At 59.0% G+C, this 18467-nt stretch carries 14 protein-coding genes, 1 tRNA gene, 2 rRNA genes and 6 pseudogenes (1 of these 23 cut by a window edge); 8 read left to right on the top strand and 15 right to left on the bottom strand.

What is annotated here, in order from left to right; all coding sequences use genetic code 11:
- Positions 1 to 20: 20 nt before the first annotated feature.
- From ACSQ2W_RS09620 to ACSQ2W_RS09600, 5 genes and pseudogenes are all read left to right on the top strand, one after another.
- Positions 21 to 374: a cupin domain-containing protein gene (locus ACSQ2W_RS09620; protein WP_436086042.1), complete on the top strand. Its 354-nt coding sequence runs from the start codon at positions 21 to 23 to the stop codon at positions 372 to 374.
- Between the two features lie 44 nt (positions 375 to 418).
- A pseudogene (locus tag ACSQ2W_RS09615) lies at positions 419 to 566 on the top strand (aldehyde dehydrogenase family protein); the annotation flags it as partial.
- Positions 567 to 598: 32 nt separating this feature from the next.
- On the top strand, positions 599 to 1642 hold the full coding sequence (locus ACSQ2W_RS09610; RefSeq protein ID WP_436086041.1) for a tartrate dehydrogenase: 1044 nt from the start codon (positions 599 to 601) through the stop codon (positions 1640 to 1642).
- Between the two features lie 15 nt (positions 1643 to 1657).
- The gene (locus ACSQ2W_RS09605; RefSeq protein WP_436086040.1) at positions 1658 to 1849 is read left to right on the top strand and encodes a hypothetical protein; all 192 of its coding nucleotides are present in this window, start codon (positions 1658 to 1660) and stop codon (positions 1847 to 1849) included.
- A gap of 127 nt (positions 1850 to 1976) precedes the next feature.
- A pseudogene (locus ACSQ2W_RS09600) lies at positions 1977 to 2075 on the top strand (IS630 family transposase); the annotation flags it as partial.
- Positions 2076 to 2081: 6 nt separating this feature from the next.
- On the opposite strand, the gene ACSQ2W_RS09595 reads toward ACSQ2W_RS09600, so the two are convergent.
- From ACSQ2W_RS09595 to ACSQ2W_RS09565, 7 genes and pseudogenes are all read right to left on the bottom strand, one after another.
- Positions 2082 to 2750: a FadR/GntR family transcriptional regulator gene (locus ACSQ2W_RS09595; RefSeq protein ID WP_436086039.1), complete on the bottom strand. Its 669-nt coding sequence runs from the start codon at positions 2748 to 2750 to the stop codon at positions 2082 to 2084.
- Between the two features lie 777 nt (positions 2751 to 3527).
- Positions 3528 to 5036: an NAD-dependent succinate-semialdehyde dehydrogenase gene (locus ACSQ2W_RS09590; RefSeq protein WP_436086038.1), complete on the bottom strand. Its 1509-nt coding sequence runs from the start codon at positions 5034 to 5036 to the stop codon at positions 3528 to 3530.
- Positions 5021 to 5395, bottom strand: a complete 375-nt coding sequence (locus ACSQ2W_RS09585; protein ID WP_436086037.1) for an FAD-dependent oxidoreductase — start codon at positions 5393 to 5395, stop codon at positions 5021 to 5023. Before ACSQ2W_RS09585 ends, ACSQ2W_RS09590 begins: the two co-directional genes overlap by 16 nt.
- A gap of 28 nt (positions 5396 to 5423) precedes the next feature.
- Positions 5424 to 5672: pseudogene (locus ACSQ2W_RS09580) on the bottom strand (cupin domain-containing protein); the annotation flags it as partial.
- Positions 5673 to 5848: 176 nt separating this feature from the next.
- Positions 5849 to 6559, bottom strand: coding sequence for a 4-hydroxythreonine-4-phosphate dehydrogenase (locus ACSQ2W_RS09575; RefSeq protein ID WP_436086036.1), 711 nt, complete (start codon positions 6557 to 6559; stop codon positions 5849 to 5851).
- Positions 6556 to 7569 carry a 4-hydroxythreonine-4-phosphate dehydrogenase PdxA gene (pdxA, locus tag ACSQ2W_RS09570; RefSeq protein ID WP_436086035.1) on the bottom strand — a complete coding sequence of 338 codons (1014 nt, stop codon included), beginning with the start codon at positions 7567 to 7569 and terminating at the stop codon, positions 6556 to 6558. The genes ACSQ2W_RS09575 and pdxA overlap by 4 nt, the downstream gene beginning before the upstream one ends.
- Positions 7556 to 8725 (bottom strand): four-carbon acid sugar kinase family protein, encoded by a 1170-nt coding sequence (locus tag ACSQ2W_RS09565; RefSeq protein ID WP_436086034.1) that lies wholly within the window; start codon positions 8723 to 8725, stop codon positions 7556 to 7558. Before ACSQ2W_RS09565 ends, pdxA begins: the two co-directional genes overlap by 14 nt.
- Here ACSQ2W_RS09565 and ACSQ2W_RS09560 point away from each other — a divergent pair.
- Together ACSQ2W_RS09560 and ACSQ2W_RS09555 are read left to right on the top strand one after the other, a co-directional pair.
- Positions 8633 to 9682 (top strand): LysR family transcriptional regulator, encoded by a 1050-nt coding sequence (locus ACSQ2W_RS09560; protein ID WP_436086033.1) that lies wholly within the window; start codon positions 8633 to 8635, stop codon positions 9680 to 9682. The genes ACSQ2W_RS09565 and ACSQ2W_RS09560 overlap by 93 nt on opposite strands.
- 398 nt (positions 9683 to 10080) lie before the next feature.
- Positions 10081 to 10749, top strand: a complete 669-nt coding sequence (locus ACSQ2W_RS09555; protein WP_436086032.1) for a haloacid dehalogenase type II — start codon at positions 10081 to 10083, stop codon at positions 10747 to 10749.
- A 157-nt stretch (positions 10750 to 10906) separates the two neighbouring features.
- Here the strand turns inward: ACSQ2W_RS09555 and ACSQ2W_RS09550 are convergent.
- From ACSQ2W_RS09550 to ACSQ2W_RS09530, 5 genes and pseudogenes are all read right to left on the bottom strand, one after another.
- Positions 10907 to 11913 (bottom strand): annotated as a pseudogene (locus ACSQ2W_RS09550) (NAD(P)/FAD-dependent oxidoreductase); the annotation flags it as partial.
- A 292-nt stretch (positions 11914 to 12205) separates the two neighbouring features.
- Positions 12206 to 13534: an aspartate aminotransferase family protein gene (locus ACSQ2W_RS09545; protein WP_436086031.1), complete on the bottom strand. Its 1329-nt coding sequence runs from the start codon at positions 13532 to 13534 to the stop codon at positions 12206 to 12208.
- Between the two features lie 65 nt (positions 13535 to 13599).
- On the bottom strand, positions 13600 to 14790 hold the full coding sequence (locus ACSQ2W_RS09540; RefSeq protein WP_436086030.1) for a phosphotransferase enzyme family protein: 1191 nt from the start codon (positions 14788 to 14790) through the stop codon (positions 13600 to 13602).
- 57 nt (positions 14791 to 14847) lie between these two features.
- Positions 14848 to 14991 (bottom strand): annotated as a pseudogene (locus ACSQ2W_RS09535) (FAD-dependent oxidoreductase); the annotation flags it as partial.
- Between the two features lie 13 nt (positions 14992 to 15004).
- Complete coding sequence (locus tag ACSQ2W_RS09530; RefSeq protein WP_436086029.1) at positions 15005 to 15673, bottom strand: haloacid dehalogenase type II; 669 nt, start codon at positions 15671 to 15673, stop codon at positions 15005 to 15007.
- Positions 15674 to 15875: 202 nt separating this feature from the next.
- On the opposite strand from ACSQ2W_RS09530, the pseudogene ACSQ2W_RS09525 reads away from it, so the two are divergent.
- Positions 15876 to 16281, top strand: a pseudogene (locus ACSQ2W_RS09525) (IS3 family transposase); the annotation flags it as partial.
- Positions 16282 to 16373: 92 nt separating this feature from the next.
- Here the strand turns inward: ACSQ2W_RS09525 and ACSQ2W_RS09520 are convergent.
- From ACSQ2W_RS09520 to ACSQ2W_RS09510, 3 genes are all read right to left on the bottom strand, one after another.
- Positions 16374 to 16450 (bottom strand) — tRNA-Met (locus tag ACSQ2W_RS09520).
- A gap of 249 nt (positions 16451 to 16699) precedes the next feature.
- Positions 16700 to 16814 (bottom strand): 5S ribosomal RNA (rrf, locus tag ACSQ2W_RS09515).
- 269 nt (positions 16815 to 17083) lie between these two features.
- Positions 17084 to 18467 (bottom strand): 23S ribosomal RNA (locus ACSQ2W_RS09510); it runs 1413 nt beyond the window's last position.

Here is an 18467-nt window from a genome sequence, read left to right as displayed (position 1 = left end):
TCAACCAAGAAAGGTTAACCATGACTCTGCTGAAAACCATCGACACCAATCCTGCCGCGACGCCGCGGGAATCGAAGCCCTTGCCGGAACGCCTCATCAGCGGCGACCCGTCCTTCAAAACCTGGCCACAGGACATAGCCCGCGGCGAGATGATCCACACTGGCATCTGGGAAGCGACGCCAGGCGAGACGCGCTCGATCAAGGGCGAGACGTTTGAGTTCTGCCACATCCTGTCCGGCATCATTGAGATCACGCCCGACGATGGGGAGCCGATGCTTTACAAGGCGGGTGACAGCTTCATCATGAAGCCCGGCTTTACCGGCGTCTGGAAAACCATTGAGACAGTCCGCAAGATCTACGTCACCATCATGTGACACGATCCTGAGCTATCCCCGCTCGCTTGTAACTTTCGGCGGCCACTCGCGACCTGTCGCTCGCCATTCGCATGACGCGGCGGCTGCAGGCCGCTTGGGTCAATCGTTACGGTCGCTCGCGCGACCGGTGGCTACAAGCAATCGGGGATCGGCAAGGATCTCGGCCGCGAAGCCTATCTCGCCAACCGCTAGAGCAAGTGCTTATTAGCCTCTAAGGATAACCGATGAAGACCTACAAAATTGCCCTTCTGCCGGGAGACGGTATCGGCCGTGACGTGACCGATGCGGCCTGGGCGGTGCTGGAAAAAGCATCGAAGATGGCTGGGTTCGCCTTGTCGGGCACCAGCTATCCCTGGTCCTGCGACTATTATCTCCAACATGGCACGATGATGCCCGCCGATGGCATCGACACGCTGAAGACCTTCGACGCCATCCTGCTCGGCGCGGTCGGCTGGCCGGCAAAGGTGCCGGATTCGGTCTCGCTACACGGGCTTCTCCTGCCCATCCGCAAGGCCTTCGTCCAATATGCCAACATCCGCCCGCACCGGCTGCTGCCCGGCGTTCAGGGCCCGCTGAAGGCGGACGCCTTCGACATCCTCTGCATTCGCGAAAACACCGAGGGTGAATATTCCGGCGCCGGCGGCCGCGTTCATCAGGGTGCTGACAACGAAGTGGCGATCGAGACCTCGATCTTCACCCGCAAGGGCGTCGAGCGCATCCTGCGCTTCGGTTTCGAACAGGCGCGTGCGCGGCGCGGCAAGCTCGCTTCCGTCACCAAGTCCAACGCGCAGAAGTATTCGATGGTGTTCTGGGACGAGATCACGCAGGCGCTTGCGCGTGAGTATCCAGATGTCGCGGTGACAAGCTATCATATCGACGCCATGGCCGCCCGCATGGTCATGGCGCCGGAAAGCCTCGACGTCGTCGTTGCCTCCAATCTGTTCGGCGACATCCTCACTGACCTTGGCGCCGCCATCCAGGGCGGGCTTGGCTTTGCAGCGTCCGCCAATATCAATCCGGACCGCACCGCGCCGTCCATGTTCGAACCTGTTCATGGCTCGGCGCCGGACATCGCCCATCTCGGCATTGCCAACCCAATCGCCGCCATATGGTCGGGCGCGATGATGCTGGATCACCTTGGCGAGAAAACTGCCGCTGACAACGTCATGGCTGCCATCGAGGCGACGACTGCGCGCGGCATCGGCGCAATCCCCGGCAAGGACAAAACAGAAGCAATCACTACAGCCGTGCTTTCGGCGCTTGACTGACAGGGAGAGGACACAATGAACGAGCTGAAGGACCCAGCCTGTTTCGCGAGACGGGGTCATCGGCGGCGAATGGCGCGGCGCGGCGCGGCGGCGGGACGCACAATCGAGGTCATCGACCCGACAACGCAGGGCGTGCTCGGCACCGTTCCTGACGCGCCCGCAGATCTATCCGGCGGGAAAAGCAGCGGGCAATTTCGCCCTGGCTGAGGCTGGCGCCCGCGTTGGCTATAGCGGCATCCGTGTCACCCAGGGCGAAACCCGCCTTGCGACAGCGTGCTTCACCATCTTTCTGCCGATGCATGGTAGCGGGTATTGCATACGGAAGGCCGAGTGAGTCCTGCGTCGCCGCATAGCCTGGTTCGATGGCCAATTCGATTTCGATCCCGCAAGGCTGACCTTCATCGACGAGACTGCGGCATCCACAAAGATGGCCGGCTGCTCAGCTATTTGGGCCAAGTATGTTTGTTCTGGCTTCGACAATGTGGTCGTACATGTTTAGTTCGGCTTCCCCGCTGTCCCGATCTTTGATGGCGTCAAGAATGGCCTGATGCTTCGCGATATAGGCCTTCATGCGCTCAGGGGTTAATGACTGCTCCTTCATTTTCCCCCAGAGATTTCCCGCTCGTACCACGTGAATACCCTCGTAGAGCGAGGCGAGAAGACCATTGCGGGCGGCTTCGACGATGATGCGGTGAAAGACAGCGTCCCATTTCTCGAATTCAACGAGGGTTTCCGCCGCGCTGCCCCGATCGATTGATTTCTGCATTTCGTCGATTTCCTGCCTCGTCGCCCGTAACGCTGCCAAGGCGGCGATCTTGGGTTCCATGATAAGCCGAGCCTCGAAAACTTCGGCCGGATAGGTGCGCAACGCGGCTCCCGTACTGCCTGGCGGCCGACGCAGCGCTATCGAGCTTACCCCGCTACCAGCAATAAATGTCCCTCTGCCCACATGCCTGATAAGCCGGCCCTCCTTCTCCAGAGAAGCCAGCATCCGTCGAAGTGCGGTGCGGGGCAGCCCGAGTTTGAGCGCCAGGTCGCGCTCAGGCGGCAATCGATCCCCGGGCTCAAGACCTTCCGCCTCGATGAAATCTTTCAACACGACGCTCATGAGCCCTCGCAAAATTACGGACACAAACCAAATTGATCTATATTGGCACCAATGGCAATACCAATCCTATTTTGATCGCGTGTTAAACCCAGATTGGTAGCGAATGGTGCTGAACGTGAAGGGAATGCCTACTGCGCACTGCTTGTTGATTTGCACCAGGAACTGCCCCGGCGTTTCCGCCAAGAATTGATCGAGGGGGCATCCACTCCATCAATTCTCGATGGAGATATCCCGCAACGCCGGGTCAGTTCCTGGTGAAAATCAACAGTATGCGCACTATGGGCCTGGCCTTTCTGGTCGCGCGGTACGTCCTGGCAGTCTTGCCGATTGCGTGGAGGCCCCCATCAACGGTCCGGTTGCCGACCGAATGCCTCTGTGGCTTTCCTCGGAGCCCTAAAGGAAAGCGCATGTGCCCCGGCCGACCAAGCTCACCGAGATTTGGGTCGTCGCCGGCCAGGGCCTAACCCGCCTGCTGTCGCTGTCAGACGGCATTCGCGATTCCCGGCGAGCTCGTCACAGCGGTGGTCAATCGTCGTCCAGCCCAAGGCCGCGCAAGCTCTGGTCGACAAATAATCAGATTGACGGCTGTGCACGTGTCGTCGAAGGGGGTCATGAAGGCCGCGCCCACTACTCTGTCGCCCAAGTGCGTGACCCGGCCTTCAGTCAGCGACCATATCATGGCCCAGTCTTCCTTCCGGTGCGGCCAGCCGGCTTCACGTGACAAGGCCCAACCTCCTGCCGAGGCCTCGACAGGCGCCTGCGCGAATCGGGGGGTGCCTACCAGCTTGCCGCGATGTATTTTGTTTCGAGATATTCGAGCATGCCGTGGTGGCTTCCCTCGCGGCCCAGACCGCTCTGCTTCATGCCGCCGAACGGTGCGGCAGCGTCGGAGACAACGCCGCGGTTGATTCCAACCATGCCACTTTCCAGCCGTCCGGCGACCGCAAGCGCGCGCTTGAGGTCTCCGCTAAACACATACGACACCAGTCCGTATTCGGTGTCGTTGGCCATGTGGACGACCTCGTCCTCAGTTTCGAATGCGACGACTGGCGCAACCGGCCCGAAAATTTCTTCGCCAAGTATCTCGGCTTCGGGAGAAACGTCGGCCAGTACGGTAGGCGGGTAGTAGAATCCGTCGCCGTTCAACCTGCTGCCACCCGTAATCAGGCGGGCTCCCTTGGCAACGGCGTCGTCCACCAGGCGTTCCACCTTGGCGACGGCGGCCTCGGTGATAAGTGGCCCAAGCTGAGTGTCCGGAGCCAGTCCTGGTCCGACCTTGAGTGCGGCCATCTCTTCCGCAAACCGCCGCGTGAAGTTGCCCAGGATCCCCTTCTGGACATAGAAGCGGTTCGCAGCAGTACATGCCTCGCCGCCATTGCGCATCTTGGCAACCATTGCTCCAGCGACAGCCGTCTCCAGGTCGGCATCGTCGAATACAACAAAGGGTGCATTGCCGCCCAGTTCCATTGAACAACTGATAACTTGGTCGGCAGCCTCGCGCAGCAGTGCCCTGCCGACGCGTGTCGAGCCGGTAAATGACAGCTTCCGTACCCGCTTGTCATGCAGCATGGCGCTGACTACGGGGCCGGCTTTCCTCGTTGTCACGATGTTGACCACTCCAGCCGGAACGCCTGCCTGCCGCATAATTTCGCCAATCGCCAGCGCCGTCAGAGGGGTCTCCGCTGCGGGCTTCAGGATGCACGTACAGCCCGCGGCCAATGCGGGAGCCATCTTGCGGGTCGCCATTGCTGCCGGGAAGTTCCAAGGCGTTACCAACACTGCGATACCAATTGGCTCATGGTTCACGATGATCTGATTCGCGCCTGAAGGTGCAGATCCGAATTCTCCGGGTGCCCGTACAGCCTCTTCCGCGTACCAGCGGAAAAACTCGGCCGCGTAGGCGACCTCCGACCTAGCGTCCGGAAGTGCCTTGCCGTTTTCCACGGTGATCAGTTGCGCCAACCATTCGGCTTGTTCGAGCAGAAGGTGAAAGCATTTCATCAAAATGTCGGATCGACGCCGCGGAGAGGTCGTCTTCCAAGCCGCAAATGCCTTTTCCGCCGCGTCGACCGCAGATATTCCATCTGCGATATCGCCATCGCAAACGGTGGCGATTACACCCGCGGTCGAGGGATCGACCACTTCGAAGGTCCGGCCTTCTTTTGCAGTGACCCATTCGCCGCCGATGAACAGTTGCGCAGGAGCATCGCGGACTGCAGCAGTCGCGTCCGAAAAGGCAACAGGGTTTGTTTCTTGTGCGGGAGTTAGTTTCATGTTGAGCACCATTCGCTACCAATCAGGGTTGACATGCGATCAATATATGAATTGGTCTTGCAATTGGTGTCAATATAGATCAATTTGGTTGCGTCAATTAATTCTGCGAGTGCGGCTCCCGGCCGGATGCTGCCGCTCGCCATCCCACCGTTACGGCTGGATGCTGCCTGACCCAAAGCTTGACGATCAAAGAGTTGGACATGTCTGCCTGCCCGCGCCAGTTCGATCGCGGCGGACAGGCCGGTATACCACCCCCCAACGATGGCCACGTTGCAGGTCTTACCCACCTCTCGAACCGGCAGGGAGGGGAAGATGCAGTCGTCCCACCAGTAGGGCGTTGATTTAACCGCATGCTGAAGAGCTTGGGTCATGAGCGGATACCGTAATGCCGGTGATGATTTAGTCGCGGCAGATCCAGAGCTTGCGCGTGGTCTCAATGACCTTCCAGGTCCCCACGAAGCCCGGATGCATGACAAAGGTGTCACCGGCGACGATTCGGCGCGGTTCGCAGCCGTCCTCGCTCAGTTCCGAAACGCCGGAAAGAATAACACAAACCTCGAAGGTCCCGCCCTTGATCGAGCGATAGGCGCCGGGCGTCGCTTCCCATAAACCGGAGCGAGCAACGCCGTCAGCGGTCTGCGCAATGTCCCTTCAAGACAATGGTTGTGATGGATCGGGTCAAAACCGGGTTCTCCGTGCCCATCGATTTGGATGTCTTTTCGTGAATCCCCTGAGCCGAGCCTCCGGCTGACAACGCTCAAGGCCGCTCGCTAGGCGCCGGAGGTATTATCAGCGATTTTAGTTCAACTCGCTTCCGCCAAAAATCAGGAACTGCGCGACAGCGGCATGCTCTCTTGATGTCGTTCGAGGCACGCCGAGATCGCCCGCAGCTGGAATTCCAGTGCGGGACCTTCTGCCGGGAACCGGCCGTCCAGCGCAGAGGTACCGACGGTAAATCCCGCTGCGCCACTCTTGCGGATAGTCTCGATCTGATCCGGCCGGTCCACCGATCCCGCAACGATAATGGGCTTGGGCACGGCCCGGCACACAGCGTCGATGAGAGATGGCACATTGCCTGCCGAACGGTAGGCGAGAAGGTCGAGACCGGCGACACCGGGGTAGCTGGCGAGCGCGACGGCGCTTTTGACGATCTCGGCCTGCGAGCCTTCGAGAATGCTCGGGTGCCCGAGAATGCGGCCCGGAAACGGATAGTAGCGGATGGGCGTCCCTTCCAAAAGCGGCAGCACGTCTTCGGCATGGGTGCCACCGAGAAGATAGTCGACGCCAAGGTCGATCGCCGCCTTGACCGAGCGGATCTCGCTGTCGCGGTCGAGCGATACGACTTCGAGATAGGTGCTGGCTCCGCCCTCGCGGATCTGGCGGGCGAGGCCGGCGAGCGCGTCGAACGGCAGGCCGACGTCCTTGAAGCCGATGTGGCGGATTCCGGCCTGGAGCGCCGTTTCGGCGTGGACGGCGGCGTCGGCCACGGTGCGGTCGTTGCGTGTCAGCATGAAGATGAAGTCGAATGGTGTCATGGGGTGTCGGCTTTCAGGTTCGGGAGGGAAGCCTTCAGCCGAAGGGCATAGTCGAAGGCGGTCTCAAGGCTGGAAGGGTCTGCAACGCCGGACCCCGCGATGTCGAAGGCGGTGCCGTGATCGGGGCTGGTGCGCACGAACGGCAGACCCAGCGTGACGTTCACGCCATGGTCGAGCCCCATGTATTTGACCGGGATGAGGCCCTGGTCGTGATACTGCGCGACCACGATGTCGAAGCGGCCCTTGCGGGCCTGCATGAACACGGTGTCGCCGGGCCATGGGCCGGATGCGTCGATACCTTCGTCACGGGCCGCCTCGATCGCCGGCCGGATGATGCGGATTTCCTCGTCTCCGAAGAGACCGCCTTCGCCGGCATGCGGATTGAGGCCCGCGACAGCGACACGCGGATGGGCGATGCCGAGCGCCTGCGCACCGGCATGGGCCAGCCGGATCGCGTCCATCTGCGCCGCGAAATCGCCTTTGCGGATCGCCTCGGACAGCGAACAATGGATGGTGACGAGGACCGTGCGAATATCCTCGTTCGCCAGCATCATGGCGACCTTGGAAGCGCCGCCATGATCGGCCAAAATTTCGGTGTGGCCGGGATAGTGCAGACCGGCCGCGGCGAGCGCTTCCTTGTGGATCGGCGCCGTAACGATGCCGCTTACGCGACCCTCCTGCGCCAGTCGGATCGCGACAACGATGGCGTCAAACGCCGCGCGTCCACCGATGGCGGAAACCTGGCTGACCGGTGGCAGGACGCGAAGCTGTGAGGAGCAAAGCACGTTGAGCGTTCCGTCCTCGAGCACGGTCTCACCGACGGAAGCGATCGGCCGGACCCGCACATCAGCATCCAGCGCGGCAAGGGCGTGGTTCATCACCAGCGGATCACCGACGACGATCCAGTGCCGTTTGTCCGGGCGACGGAGATACATTTTTGCGATGATCTCGGGGCCGATGCCGGAGGGATCGCCCATGGTCACGGCGAGAGGAGCGTCATGGGCGGTCATGGATCAGAGCCTTTCGTGAAAACGGTTTGGCCAGCAGGTCGCGGGCGGCATCAAGGAGTGCCGAGGGTGAGCCGAACCCTCCCGCCTTCATGGCGATGGTGAGTGACGTTCCGTCGGCCCGTTCGGCGCGGCCGACCGGAAAGCCGGGCTCGAGCTCGCGGGTGAGAAAGAAACGGCTGACGCCGAGGCGGTCGAGGATCGCCGCCATCGTCTCGCCGCCGGTGGCGATCACCGCGTCATAGTCATGCCGGACGACCGCTGCGGCTGCTTGTCCGGCGAGGTTCGCCATCACGGCGCTGGCATTCGCCTGCCGTTGCAGCGGTGCCCGAAGGCAAATCACACGGGCATCGCCGGGAGCGTCGGCCAGGTCGGCGACGACGGGAACGCCTTGTGCCCGCAAGATCTCGCATTGGGCGCGCGTTACCGGATTGGCGCTTCCTGCGACGATCACCATGCGCCCGGCGGCTTTGCCCGTTACCGGGCGTATATCCGGCACGGCCGGGACCAGCGATGCCAGCGCGATGGCGAGACCAGGAGAGCCCACCCACAGGACGGTTTCAGGATCGGGGATGCTGGCGACTTGCCGGTTCAGTACATCTTGGCTGTCGGCGTCGAGGATCAGAATGGATGCGATCGTCGCCGCATCGCCGGAACTGTCTTGGGCGAGAATGATCGGTCTTCCCAGGGACGGGTCGATCAGATTGGCAATGTGCGATGTGCCTGCGGGATGGACTGGATCACAGCCGTAGACGCTTTGACTCACGGGAATGCCGTTCACCGTCTGGATACCGCCGACGGTGAGCCGCCCCGCTTCGGGAAAGGCTGGAGCGATAACAAGCCTGCTCCGGCCGCTTGCGCGAAAGGCAGCGGCGACTTCCAAGCGGATGTGGCCGCGCAGGGTCGAATCGATCGTCTTGAACAGAAGGCGGGCACTCGAGAGAGCCGACACGGCGTCGGCCGTAGCCTTTGTCGCCTGCTGGATGGCAGAGGCGCGGCTGTTGGTGTCGATCGAAACGACGGCCCCAATTTCCGGGCCGTCGGCATTTCGCTTGATCAGAGGCGCATGGCCTTTCTCGAGAAAGGCCGCCGCGCCGTCGGTAGCACTGGTCAGGTCGTCGGCGATTATCCCGACGAGGAGAGATGTGTTCTGCTTCATGTTGGTGAGAATAGCAGAACGGTCAAAACCGAATATCCATATGATCTGACGATTAATGGTGATATGAAATCACCAATGAAACGATCTGACATACCTTCTCTCGACGATCTGCGTGCCTTCCAAACAGTAGCACGTCTCGGGTCTGTGCGTGCTGCGGCTGCCGAACTCGCTCTGACGCATGGTGCAGTCAGCCGTCGCGTCTCAAAACTTTCCGCCGATCTTGGTCTGCGCTTGCTCGAAGCGGACGGACGCGGAGTTCGCCTGACCTCCGATGGCGAGAAGCTGGCGGAGGCGACCGCCAAGGCGTTCAGCTTAATTACTGATACTTTGGCAGAAATCAGATCCAGCTCGACGCCCATTCCGATCATCCTGTCCTGCGAGCGCTCGCTGGCGATGCGCTGGCTGATTCCGCGCCTGTCTGGGTTTCAGGATCGATACCCGGATGTCGAGGTGCATCTGTCGACCGGCGGCGGTGGGCTCGACTTCGCGCGCGACCGGGTGACGCTTGCGATCCGTCGTCTCGATTTTCCGGTGGACCCGGAATGGACCATCATGAGGTTGATGCCCGAGCGTGTTGGTCCGGTGATGCTACCATCCCTGCGCAAGCGGTTCGAGAGTGGCGACTATGTGGCGCTCGGATCACGGACGCGACCGAATGCTTGGGAAGCGTGGTTCGACGAGCACATGGATGCGCCGCGTCCTCGAACGACCCGATTGCTGGATCATCATTTCCTGATGGCTGAAGCGGCGCTGGGTGGTCTTGGCGTTGCTCTTGCACCACAGGCGATTGCAGCGGATGACGTCGCGAATGGGCGATTGGAAGCACCACTCGGCTTTGATCGCGACGGGACCGACTACGGCCTGATCCATCCGAAGTCGATCATTGTTTCTCCCGGCCTATCCGCATTGTGCGATTGGCTGACCGCAGAGTCCGAGAGATCGTTCAAGAAGATGTAGAAAGTGTAGGAATGGTTGCACGCCAAAATCGTTTCGCAGGACTCCCCAGAAAATTAGACTTGTGCGCCTGACTTTTGCATCGAGCATTTTGTGTCAGTAACTCATGCGCCTACGCTGTCGAAATCGATCCGGGGGCCGCCGTGATGATCAACATTCAGCAAAGCCAGCAGAGCGGCGGGGGACCGGCAAACGATTGTGGCGGTGGTGCCAACCATCCTCTCGCTTCCTCGGACGGGTGGAGTGCGAAAGACTCGTTTGAGGCAGCAGTGCAAAAGGTCGTGCTGGTTTTGCGGTGAACGGATGGGGCCTTCTGCCGAATGACCATGCACTTCGGCACATGCTGCCACAGGCATGCAGCTATCCTCAGCTCATAAGTCAAATTGACAGGAGCCAAGGACATGAACCGCTTCCGGCCGAAATACGTGACTTTTGATTGTCACGGCACGCTGATAAATTTCCAAATGGCGGAAGCCGCCAGGGATCTCTTCGGTCATCTTCTGGACCGGCCGCGCATGGACGAATTCATCAAGAACTTCCAAGGCTATCGTCTCGACGAGGTGACTCAGGACTGGAAGCCTTATGCAGATGTCGTTCACAACGCACTGGAGCGCACCTGCCGCCGCAACAATGTCACATTCCGTGCCGAAGACGCTGAAACGATCTACAACCGCATCCCGACCTGGGGACCGCATCAGGACGTACCCGAGGGATTGGCTAAACTGGCCAAGGAAATTCCGCTTGTTATCCTCACGAACTCCATGACGGCCCAAATTCCGTCGAACGTGGCAAAGCTCGGCGCGCCATTTCATGCCGTCTACACCGCTGAACAGGCGGGTGCCTATAAGCCACACTTCAAAGCGTTCGAATATATGTTCGACATGCTGGGATGCGGCCCAGAGGACATAACTCACGTTTCCTCGTCTTTCCGCCACGACCTGATGTCTGCCTATGATCTCGGGATCAAGAGCAAGGTCTGGGTCAATCGTGGCCATGAGCCCGCCAACCCATACTACGAGTATACGGAAATACGCGATGTTTCTGAGCTGCCTGGCGTTTTCGGACTCTAAACGCGAGGATGGTTCGCCTTGCAGAGCCACCCCTTTTTACTGGAAATGAAGAGCTTGCACATCGGGGGGCTTGCCTGACCGACTGGAAAGAATAACGAAAAGGGCGCCGAGAGATCATCCCGGCGCCCTTTTCGTTGTCGCTGCGTCGGTTACTGAAAAATCGGTCGAGGGTCTTATAGTACAGCCCGACAAGCGGCAGGAACCACGGCTTGCCGAAATGGTCCGGGAACGGCCGGCCAGTCGAGTCCCTTGAGAGGATTGCGATCAGCTTTGCCAAGAATGGCATCGGCGATGATCATGCCGAGATGGGTCGACAACTGTGCGCCATGGCCGGAATAGCCCATGGCATACCAGACGCCATCGACATAGCCGGCGCGCGGATAGCGGTCCTTGGTCATATCGACGAGGCCGCCCCAACAATAGTCGATCTCGACCCTTGAGAGTTGTGGGACGATTCCAAGTAGGCTCGTGCGGAGAATGTCGCCGCTCTTTGCGTCTGAACTCTGATCGGAAGTAGCAGAAAACCAGGCCCGGCCGCCGAAGTTCAGCCGGTTGTCTGGCGACAGCCGGAAATAATTGCCGATGTTCATCGACGTGACGCACGTCCGGTTCCCCGGCATCGTTATGGCGATTTCGGCATCGGTCAGCGGCGGGTGGCAATGAGAAAGCTGCCGACGGAGACAATGCGCCGCCGGAAATAGCCAAAGACAGGCGGCGTATACGCGCCGGTCGCCACGAGAACATGGTCCGCACTGACGGTGCCCCGCGCAGTCGTCAGGCTATGGCGACCGTTGTCTTTTTTGTGGGCTGTAACTGCCGCCTTTTCGAAGATGACCGCGTCGTGACGGGCGGCAGCGGTTGCGAGGCCGGCGACATAGCGGCCCATATGCATCATTGCGCTCTTCTTCGACAGCATCACGCGTGGAATAGCGATCCGACTTCGCTCTTAAGGTCATTTGCACTGAGAAGACCTGTGTCCGGATCAACCTCTCGATGAACAGAGTCGAAATTGCGGGCGATGGCATCGAAATACTGTGGCTTGGAAGCGAGCTTGAGTTTTCCGGCGCGGCGGAAATTACAGTCTATTCCTTCCTCCGCAATGATCGCCTCGATGGTGTCGATGGAAGCGTCAAACGCCTTGTAGAGTGAGACTGCTCGCTCGACGCACGCTGGGCCACAGCTTTCCCACCCATCTTACTGAAAGCGGTACCGACAAGCCTGCCCACCACGGCACGCTCCTGCATAATTCCTTAAATCGGAATCGGTTAAAGGGTAAAATTATGCAGCATTCCAAAGTGTTACAGCGACCTTTGCGCGTCTGAAAAGACGCGCGGCGCTGTAACTGATGCCGCATTTGCCGTACCAACGGACGGCCAGGATCATGTCTGCGAAAATGCCGCTGCGAATACAGCCGAGCCAGCTGGCGCAACAAGCATGTTTTTGCAACGCCCAGAATCTAGCCTGCGATTTTGATGAGGGCACGCTCCATGGCTGCAAGAAATTGGTCCACATGCTCTGCTTGGCAAACGAGCGGAGGGCGCACCTTAAGCGAGTCTTCATTGGCGCCCGTCGTGCTAACAAGGACGCCGTCGTCGCGCATCGCATTCACCACATTCAAAGCCATGGCCTGCCGGCTTGCAGCCGTTGCGCCCTCCAGACCCAGATCGATGCCAAAGAACAGACCTGCGTTTCGAATGCCGCATATGCCGTAGGGCAGGATTGCAAGTTTCTCCAGCCCGGCTCGGAGCCGCTCGCTCATGGCAAGCGCGTTTTGAGGGATCTGATCGCGCTGGAGAATTGTCAGCACGGCGTCCGCCGTTGCTATCCCCACTGTGTTTCCGGCAAATGTGTTTGAATATCGAGCTGTAGCACCAAATTGGTCCATCGGTGATTTCCGCCCAACAACAGCGCCAATCGGAAATCCATTGCCCATGGGCTTGCCAAGGGTGACCAGGTCCGGAACTATCCCGTGCCGCTCAAAGCCCCACATATGAGCGCCGGTTCGGCCAAAGCCGGGTTGAACTTCGTCGGCGATTACGAGGCCCCCTGCTTCCCGCACTGCCGCAACACCACCGGCGATGAAGCCTGGGGGATCGACCCATACGCCATCGCTGGAGAAAATGCTGTCGATGAGGAGGGCGGCAACGCCAATGCCCCGGCGGTTTAGATCTACAATGGCAGCGCGAACCTGCGTTTCGAAAAAATCCGCAGCTTGCGATTCCGGCACGCCTGCGGGGCCGTGTAGAGACACCATGCGCACGAACGGGCTGAGCTTGACCGCGTCACCCAGGTTGGGTGACACCGTTGCTGTGGCCGCGCTGGTGCCGTGATACGCATGGGACGAGACGATCACACCTTCGTTGCCGCTTGCCAATCGCGCGATACGCAGGGCCAAGTCGTTGGATTCACTTCCCGTGCAAGTAAAAACCACCCGGTCCAGCTCTTGAGGGAAGGTTTCGACTAGTCGCTCGGCATAGTCGACAAGTTTTGGTTCGAGATAGCGCGTGTTGGCACTTATCCGGCCTGCCTGCTCAGCCATGGCAGCGTTTACTTCTGGATGGCAGTGGCCGAGAGACGGTACGTTGTTGTAGAAATCAAGGTAGGCCCGGCCGTCAGGATCGTAGAGCCACATGCCTTCGCCGCGAAGAAAATGGACCGGTCGCCGATACTGGAGCCGATAGGAAGCTCCAAGAACGTTGTTTCGGCGGGCAATAAGCTCGGACTCGCGCGTAGGAAGATCAGCTTCACCGGGTATGTAGCGATTTGGCATGAGGTCTGTGGACATGGGCTTCAACCTGCTTGAGAGAGTACCTTGATCAATTCGCGGTTCTTCTTTTTTCGGGCACCGTGTCAGGGTCCGATCGAACCGGCATTGCATGACGGGTGGAACGATGACATCGCCGCGAGGACTGCCGCCTCGCCCTCATCGACACTAAGGGGTGTAAGAATGGAAAGGCCGTGCTCGGCGCGCGGGACATTCTTTTTGATGTACTGGGCGTCGGCAGGGAAAAGGTGGGACCGCCAGTAGTTGATCAAGATCAGTGCGCTTTGTCGCGCCCGCATTAGTCCGACAAGCAGTCTTGCTTCCAGCGCCGAAAGTGGAATGACCGAGGCATAACCAGCAATAAGATATTCTGCCCCGCCCAAAGCTGTAGTCGGGTCCTTTACCACGTGACTTGCAGCAATCGCGAGGTCTTGAATTCTAGGGCTCCAGCAGCCATCGCCAAAGTCAATGAAACCCATTCCATTGTCAGTCACCAGTATATTAAATGGGCTCGGATCATTATGCGTCACCTGCCATGCCACATTTGAGAGTTGGGGTTCAACGCGTTCGACATAGTTGTCCATTGCGACACGTACGTGGTCAGCAATTCGCCCGGACGGCAGATATTCGTTTAGTTCCATCAGCCTCGGCCAGCAACCGACGTGCAAAAGAATTGGGCGGTGGATCGCGGGCACGTTGACAAGCCCAAGAGCCAAGTTCAACCGGGCAAGCGCACTACCGGTCCGGAAAAGCAGGTCGGGAGTTATGCTCGCTTGGTGCAGCGGAACTCCTTCAATCCGGGTCTGCAGGTATCCGCAAATACCTTCTTCCTCAAACATCAATGTGTCGCCGCTGGTGCGCAGGATTTCAGGCGCGATGAAGCCAGGCGCTCCTTGCAATCCGTCAATAGCTGCGGCCTGGAAACGGAAACTGTCAATCGTTTCCGACCGTGTCGATGTCTTTAGGATCAGTCGGCGGCCATCCGACAGGTTTACCTCCTCCGTACGTTCGACCTCCGACGATAACGTCGCTACCGATCCCGTTAAGCCATAGTGGTGCCTTAGAAGTTCGGCGGACCGTTCGGCCCCAATCGCGCTCGGCTGCGTGGCCAGGATCGCCGTGGCAGCTCGAAAATAGGCTTCGCTTGAAGCTGCCGAGAAAGGCGAGCCGGCATCAAGAGCCTGGGAGCCCTCGCGGTGTCCCAAGTCGTCCTCGGTGAGATCATTACAAACACCCAATTTGAAGCTCCTCGCCTGTCGGGGATCGTTGCCTTTCATGCATAGGGACATGAGAAGCGATCGATTGAAGGACAATCCCGCTGTTCAAGAGTTTTACCCGGCCTTGGCCAACTGGCGCGCGGCTGCAAGCCTGGTGAACCCGCCGCCGACGACAGCGACGTCGTAATGCCCCTGGACCGGGCCTTGAGCGGCATCGCCGAAGCCGGGGGCGGTGTCGTGCCAGTAGGATTGAAACTTCATCGCCATGTGTCCGTCAAAGCCCGACGACGCCGGGCAGGCCCGAGATATCCCTGATTTCGACATAACCGTAATAGGGGTTCGCCGGCTCGTGGCCACGATTGACCCAAACCTTGTTCTTGATGCCGAGGTCGTGCGCCGACATCAGGTCGTAGCGGAAGGAGGACGAGCAGTGGAGGATGTCCTCCGGGCCACAGCCCAGCATATCAAGCATGTATTCGAAGCCTTTGAAGCGCGGTTTGTAGGACTGCGCCTGCTCGGCGGTATAGACGGCATGGAACGGTGCACCCAGCTTTTCGACATTCGACATGATCTGCGAATTCATCGCGTTGGAAAGGATGACCAGCGGGATTTCCTTGGCGACCTTGGCAAGGCCGGCCGGCACATCCGGATGTGGCCCCCAGGTCGGAACGCGTTCATAAACCATCTGCGCCGCTTGCTCGTGGAATTTTATGCCGTTGCGCTTGCAGGCCCGTTCGAGCGAATTGTGAACCACCTCGTTGTAAGGTTTCCAATCACCCATGATTTCGTCCAGACGGTAAGCCGCGAAGTTCTTGATGAACTCGACCATGCGCGGCTCGTCGAGCTGTTCGCCGTAAAGGTCGCGCGCGGCTTCTGCCATCTGGAAGTTTGTCAGCGTGCCGTAGCAGTCGAAGGTGATGTATTTCGGACGGAAGTGAGACATGAACTGGTCCTGAACTGATGCGGGGTTTCATCTGCGACCATCATAGGCCGACGCTCGACCACGAGCTCTACCGAAATCCGAATTGTCAAAGCAGATTCCTTCATATCCGAAGCCGGCTTTGGCAGATTGTGCGTCTCGCTCGGCCGCGACATGTTCTCGCGAATCCTGATGGGGGCGCTCTACCGCCGGCACCTTGCTTGCAGCCGCCATCAGGGGCGAGCAGACGCTGGTTGAGTTGTTCCAGCAGTTCGACGTGCACGTCAACAAATCAGGCAATGGAAAGACCAACTGCTTGAGGGAACGACAGACGTATTCGGAACCGGCGGTACCCACCGTCGATGTCAAAACCCTGCATGCCTCGGAGAACTGACGCTTGAGAATGATTTTTTATCCGGTGCGCTCGGCAAAGCCGGGTTGCTGAGCGGAAAGAAATGATCAACCGCGCGCATAAGCTGTCGGTTGTTCGCCAGGCGAAGCTTCTCGGCCTCAGTCGGAGCAGCGTCTATTCGCCCGGTCCTGTGTCTGACGGCGATCTGGCCCTGATGCGGCGGATCGACGAACTACATCTCGACTATCCCTTTGCCGGGAGCCGGATGTTGCAAGGGCTTTTTGTTTTTGGCGGGCTTGCGCCTTGGTGTTGGGTGACGCAGAAACGCAAAAACCCTTGTGCTTTGGACACAAGGGTTTTTTGCGATTGGTTTGGTTGCGGGGGCAGGATTTGAACCTGCGGCCTTCAGGTTATGAGCCTGACGAGCTACCGGGCTGCTCCACCCCGCGTTATCTGTGCAAGTCCGAAGGACTTGTCGCATCCGTGCAAATCCCGGAGGGATTTGTCGCATCCGGCATTTGGCCGAACCAAATGCCGTTGGTTTTAACCGGCATATATTACCGAAGCAAAAAGGCCGCTTGAGGGCGGCCCGGTTGTTCGGCTGGGCCGGAGATTGAAGAGAAGATTTTTGTTTCACATGCGGCTCGTCGAAAGCGGCTTCTGGCGCCTGTGTTTGGTTTGTTTCTTGCCTTTAATAGACCTGGCAGCGACCTACTCTCCCGCGTCTTGAGACGGAGTACCATCGGCGCTGGGGCGTTTCACGGCCGTGTTCGGAATGGGAACGGGTGCAGCCACCCCGCAATAACCACCAGGTCAACTAAGGGCAAGAATTGCGCTGGCGACAGCGCAAAACCAAAATGAGAAGCTGGCGAGGGAAACCCTCTTTTATCTTTTGAACACGTCTTTTCAGAGCTGTTTTGAGCCCATCCGGAGCGAAAGCTCCGCAAGGCCAAGGGCCGTCGGGCAACGTTGCCCGGCCCGTCCGGAGCGCAGGCCTAAAGGGCCGACAGCGTCAGGACAAAACAAAACAGCTCGGGATCATTGAAGCGCCTTGGGCGCTTCGATGAGCACTAGCAATGAGAACAATCAAGCCAATCGAACGATTAGTACCGGTAAGCTTCACACATTACTGCGCTTCCACACCCGGCCTATCAACGTGGTAGTCTTCCACGGTTCTCAAGGGAATACTCGTTTTCAGGTTGGTTTCCCGCTTAGATGCCTTCAGCGGTTATCCATTCCATATATAGCTACCCTGCTATGCGGCTGGCGCCACAACAGGTCCACCAGAGATATGTCCATCCCGGTCCTCTCGTACTAGGGACAGATCCTGTCAATATTCCTACACCCACGGCAGATAGGGACCGAACTGTCTCACGACGTTCTGAACCCAGCTCACGTACCGCTTTAATTGGCGAACAGCCAAACCCTTGGGACCTGCTCCAGCCCCAGGATGCGATGAGCCGACATCGAGGTGCCAAACAACCCCGTCGATATGGACTCTTGGGGGTCATCAGCCTGTTATCCCCGGCGTACCTTTTATCCGTTGAGCGATGGCCCTTCCACACGGGACCACCGGATCACTATGACCGACTTTCGTCTCTGCTCGACTTGTCAGTCTCGCAGTCAGGCGGGCTTATGCCATTGCACTCGACGACCGATTTCCGACCGGTCTGAGCCCACCATCGCGCGCCTCCGTTACTCTTTCGGAGGCGACCGCCCCAGTCAAACTACCCACCATACACTGTCCCGGATCCGGATAACGGACCGCGGTTAGACATCCATGACGATAAGGGTGGTATTTCAAGGATGGCTCCACGAGAACTGGCGTCCCCGCTTCAAAGCCTACCACCTATCCTACACATGCCGACACGAATGCCAGTGTAAAGCTATAGTAAAGGTGCACGGGGTCTTTCCGTCTGACCGCAGGAACCCCGCATCTTCACGGGGAATTCAATTTCACTGAGTCTATGCTGGAGACAGCGGGGAAGTCGTTACGCCATTCGTGCAGGTCGGAACTTACCCGACAAGGAATTTCGCTACCTTAGGACCGTTATAGTTACGGCCGCCGTTTACTGGGGCTTCGATTCAAAGCTTGCACCTCTCCTCTTAACCTTCCAGCACCGGGCAGGCGTCAGACCCTATACGTCGTTTTGCAACTTCGCAGAGCCCTGTGTTTTTGATAAACAGTCGCTACCCCCTGGTCTGTGCCACCCCAACACACTTGCGTGCGATGGGGTCACGCTTCTTCCGAAGTTACGCGTGCAATTTGCCGAGTTCCTTCAGCATAGTTCTCTCAAGCGCCTTGGTATACTCTACCTGACCACCTGTGTCGGTTTCGGGTACGGTCTATACGGTGGAGCTATTTCCTGGAACCGCGTCCCCGCCCAGCCAATCCAATAAGGCTGAACAAGTTAAGCAATCCGTCACTACCACCAGGCCCACGAATATTAACGTGGTTCCCATCGA

Source organism: Pararhizobium sp. LjRoot255 (assembly GCF_964252905.1).
Classification (GTDB): domain Bacteria; phylum Pseudomonadota; class Alphaproteobacteria; order Rhizobiales; family Rhizobiaceae; genus Pararhizobium.
The sequence above is the reverse complement of the archived record's forward strand: the minus strand, read 5'-3'. Positions and strand labels throughout refer to the sequence as shown.

Excerpts from the sequence above, each read along its gene's own strand:
- ACSQ2W_RS09620 (WP_436086042.1), top strand. The coding sequence starts at position 21 with ATGACTCTGCTGAAAACCATCGACACCAATCCTGCCGCGACGCCGCGG.
- ACSQ2W_RS09610 (WP_436086041.1), top strand. The coding sequence starts at position 599 with ATGAAGACCTACAAAATTGCCCTTCTGCCGGGAGACGGTATCGGCCGT.
- ACSQ2W_RS09605 (WP_436086040.1), top strand. The coding sequence starts at position 1,658 with ATGAACGAGCTGAAGGACCCAGCCTGTTTCGCGAGACGGGGTCATCGG.
- ACSQ2W_RS09595 (WP_436086039.1), bottom strand. The coding sequence starts at position 2,750 with ATGAGCGTCGTGTTGAAAGATTTCATCGAGGCGGAAGGTCTTGAGCCC.
- ACSQ2W_RS09590 (WP_436086038.1), bottom strand. The coding sequence starts at position 5,036 with ATGGTGCTCAACATGAAACTAACTCCCGCACAAGAAACAAACCCTGTT.
- ACSQ2W_RS09585 (WP_436086037.1), bottom strand. The coding sequence starts at position 5,395 with ATGACCCAAGCTCTTCAGCATGCGGTTAAATCAACGCCCTACTGGTGG.
- ACSQ2W_RS09575 (WP_436086036.1), bottom strand. The coding sequence starts at position 6,559 with ATGACACCATTCGACTTCATCTTCATGCTGACACGCAACGACCGCACC.
- pdxA (WP_436086035.1), bottom strand. The coding sequence starts at position 7,569 with ATGACCGCCCATGACGCTCCTCTCGCCGTGACCATGGGCGATCCCTCC.
- ACSQ2W_RS09560 (WP_436086033.1), top strand. The coding sequence starts at position 8,633 with ATGGCCTTTCTCGAGAAAGGCCGCCGCGCCGTCGGTAGCACTGGTCAG.
- ACSQ2W_RS09565 (WP_436086034.1), bottom strand. The coding sequence starts at position 8,725 with ATGAAGCAGAACACATCTCTCCTCGTCGGGATAATCGCCGACGACCTG.
- ACSQ2W_RS09555 (WP_436086032.1), top strand. The coding sequence starts at position 10,081 with ATGAACCGCTTCCGGCCGAAATACGTGACTTTTGATTGTCACGGCACG.
- ACSQ2W_RS09545 (WP_436086031.1), bottom strand. The coding sequence starts at position 13,534 with ATGTCCACAGACCTCATGCCAAATCGCTACATACCCGGTGAAGCTGAT.
- ACSQ2W_RS09540 (WP_436086030.1), bottom strand. The coding sequence starts at position 14,790 with ATGAAAGGCAACGATCCCCGACAGGCGAGGAGCTTCAAATTGGGTGTT.
- ACSQ2W_RS09530 (WP_436086029.1), bottom strand. The coding sequence starts at position 15,673 with ATGTCTCACTTCCGTCCGAAATACATCACCTTCGACTGCTACGGCACG.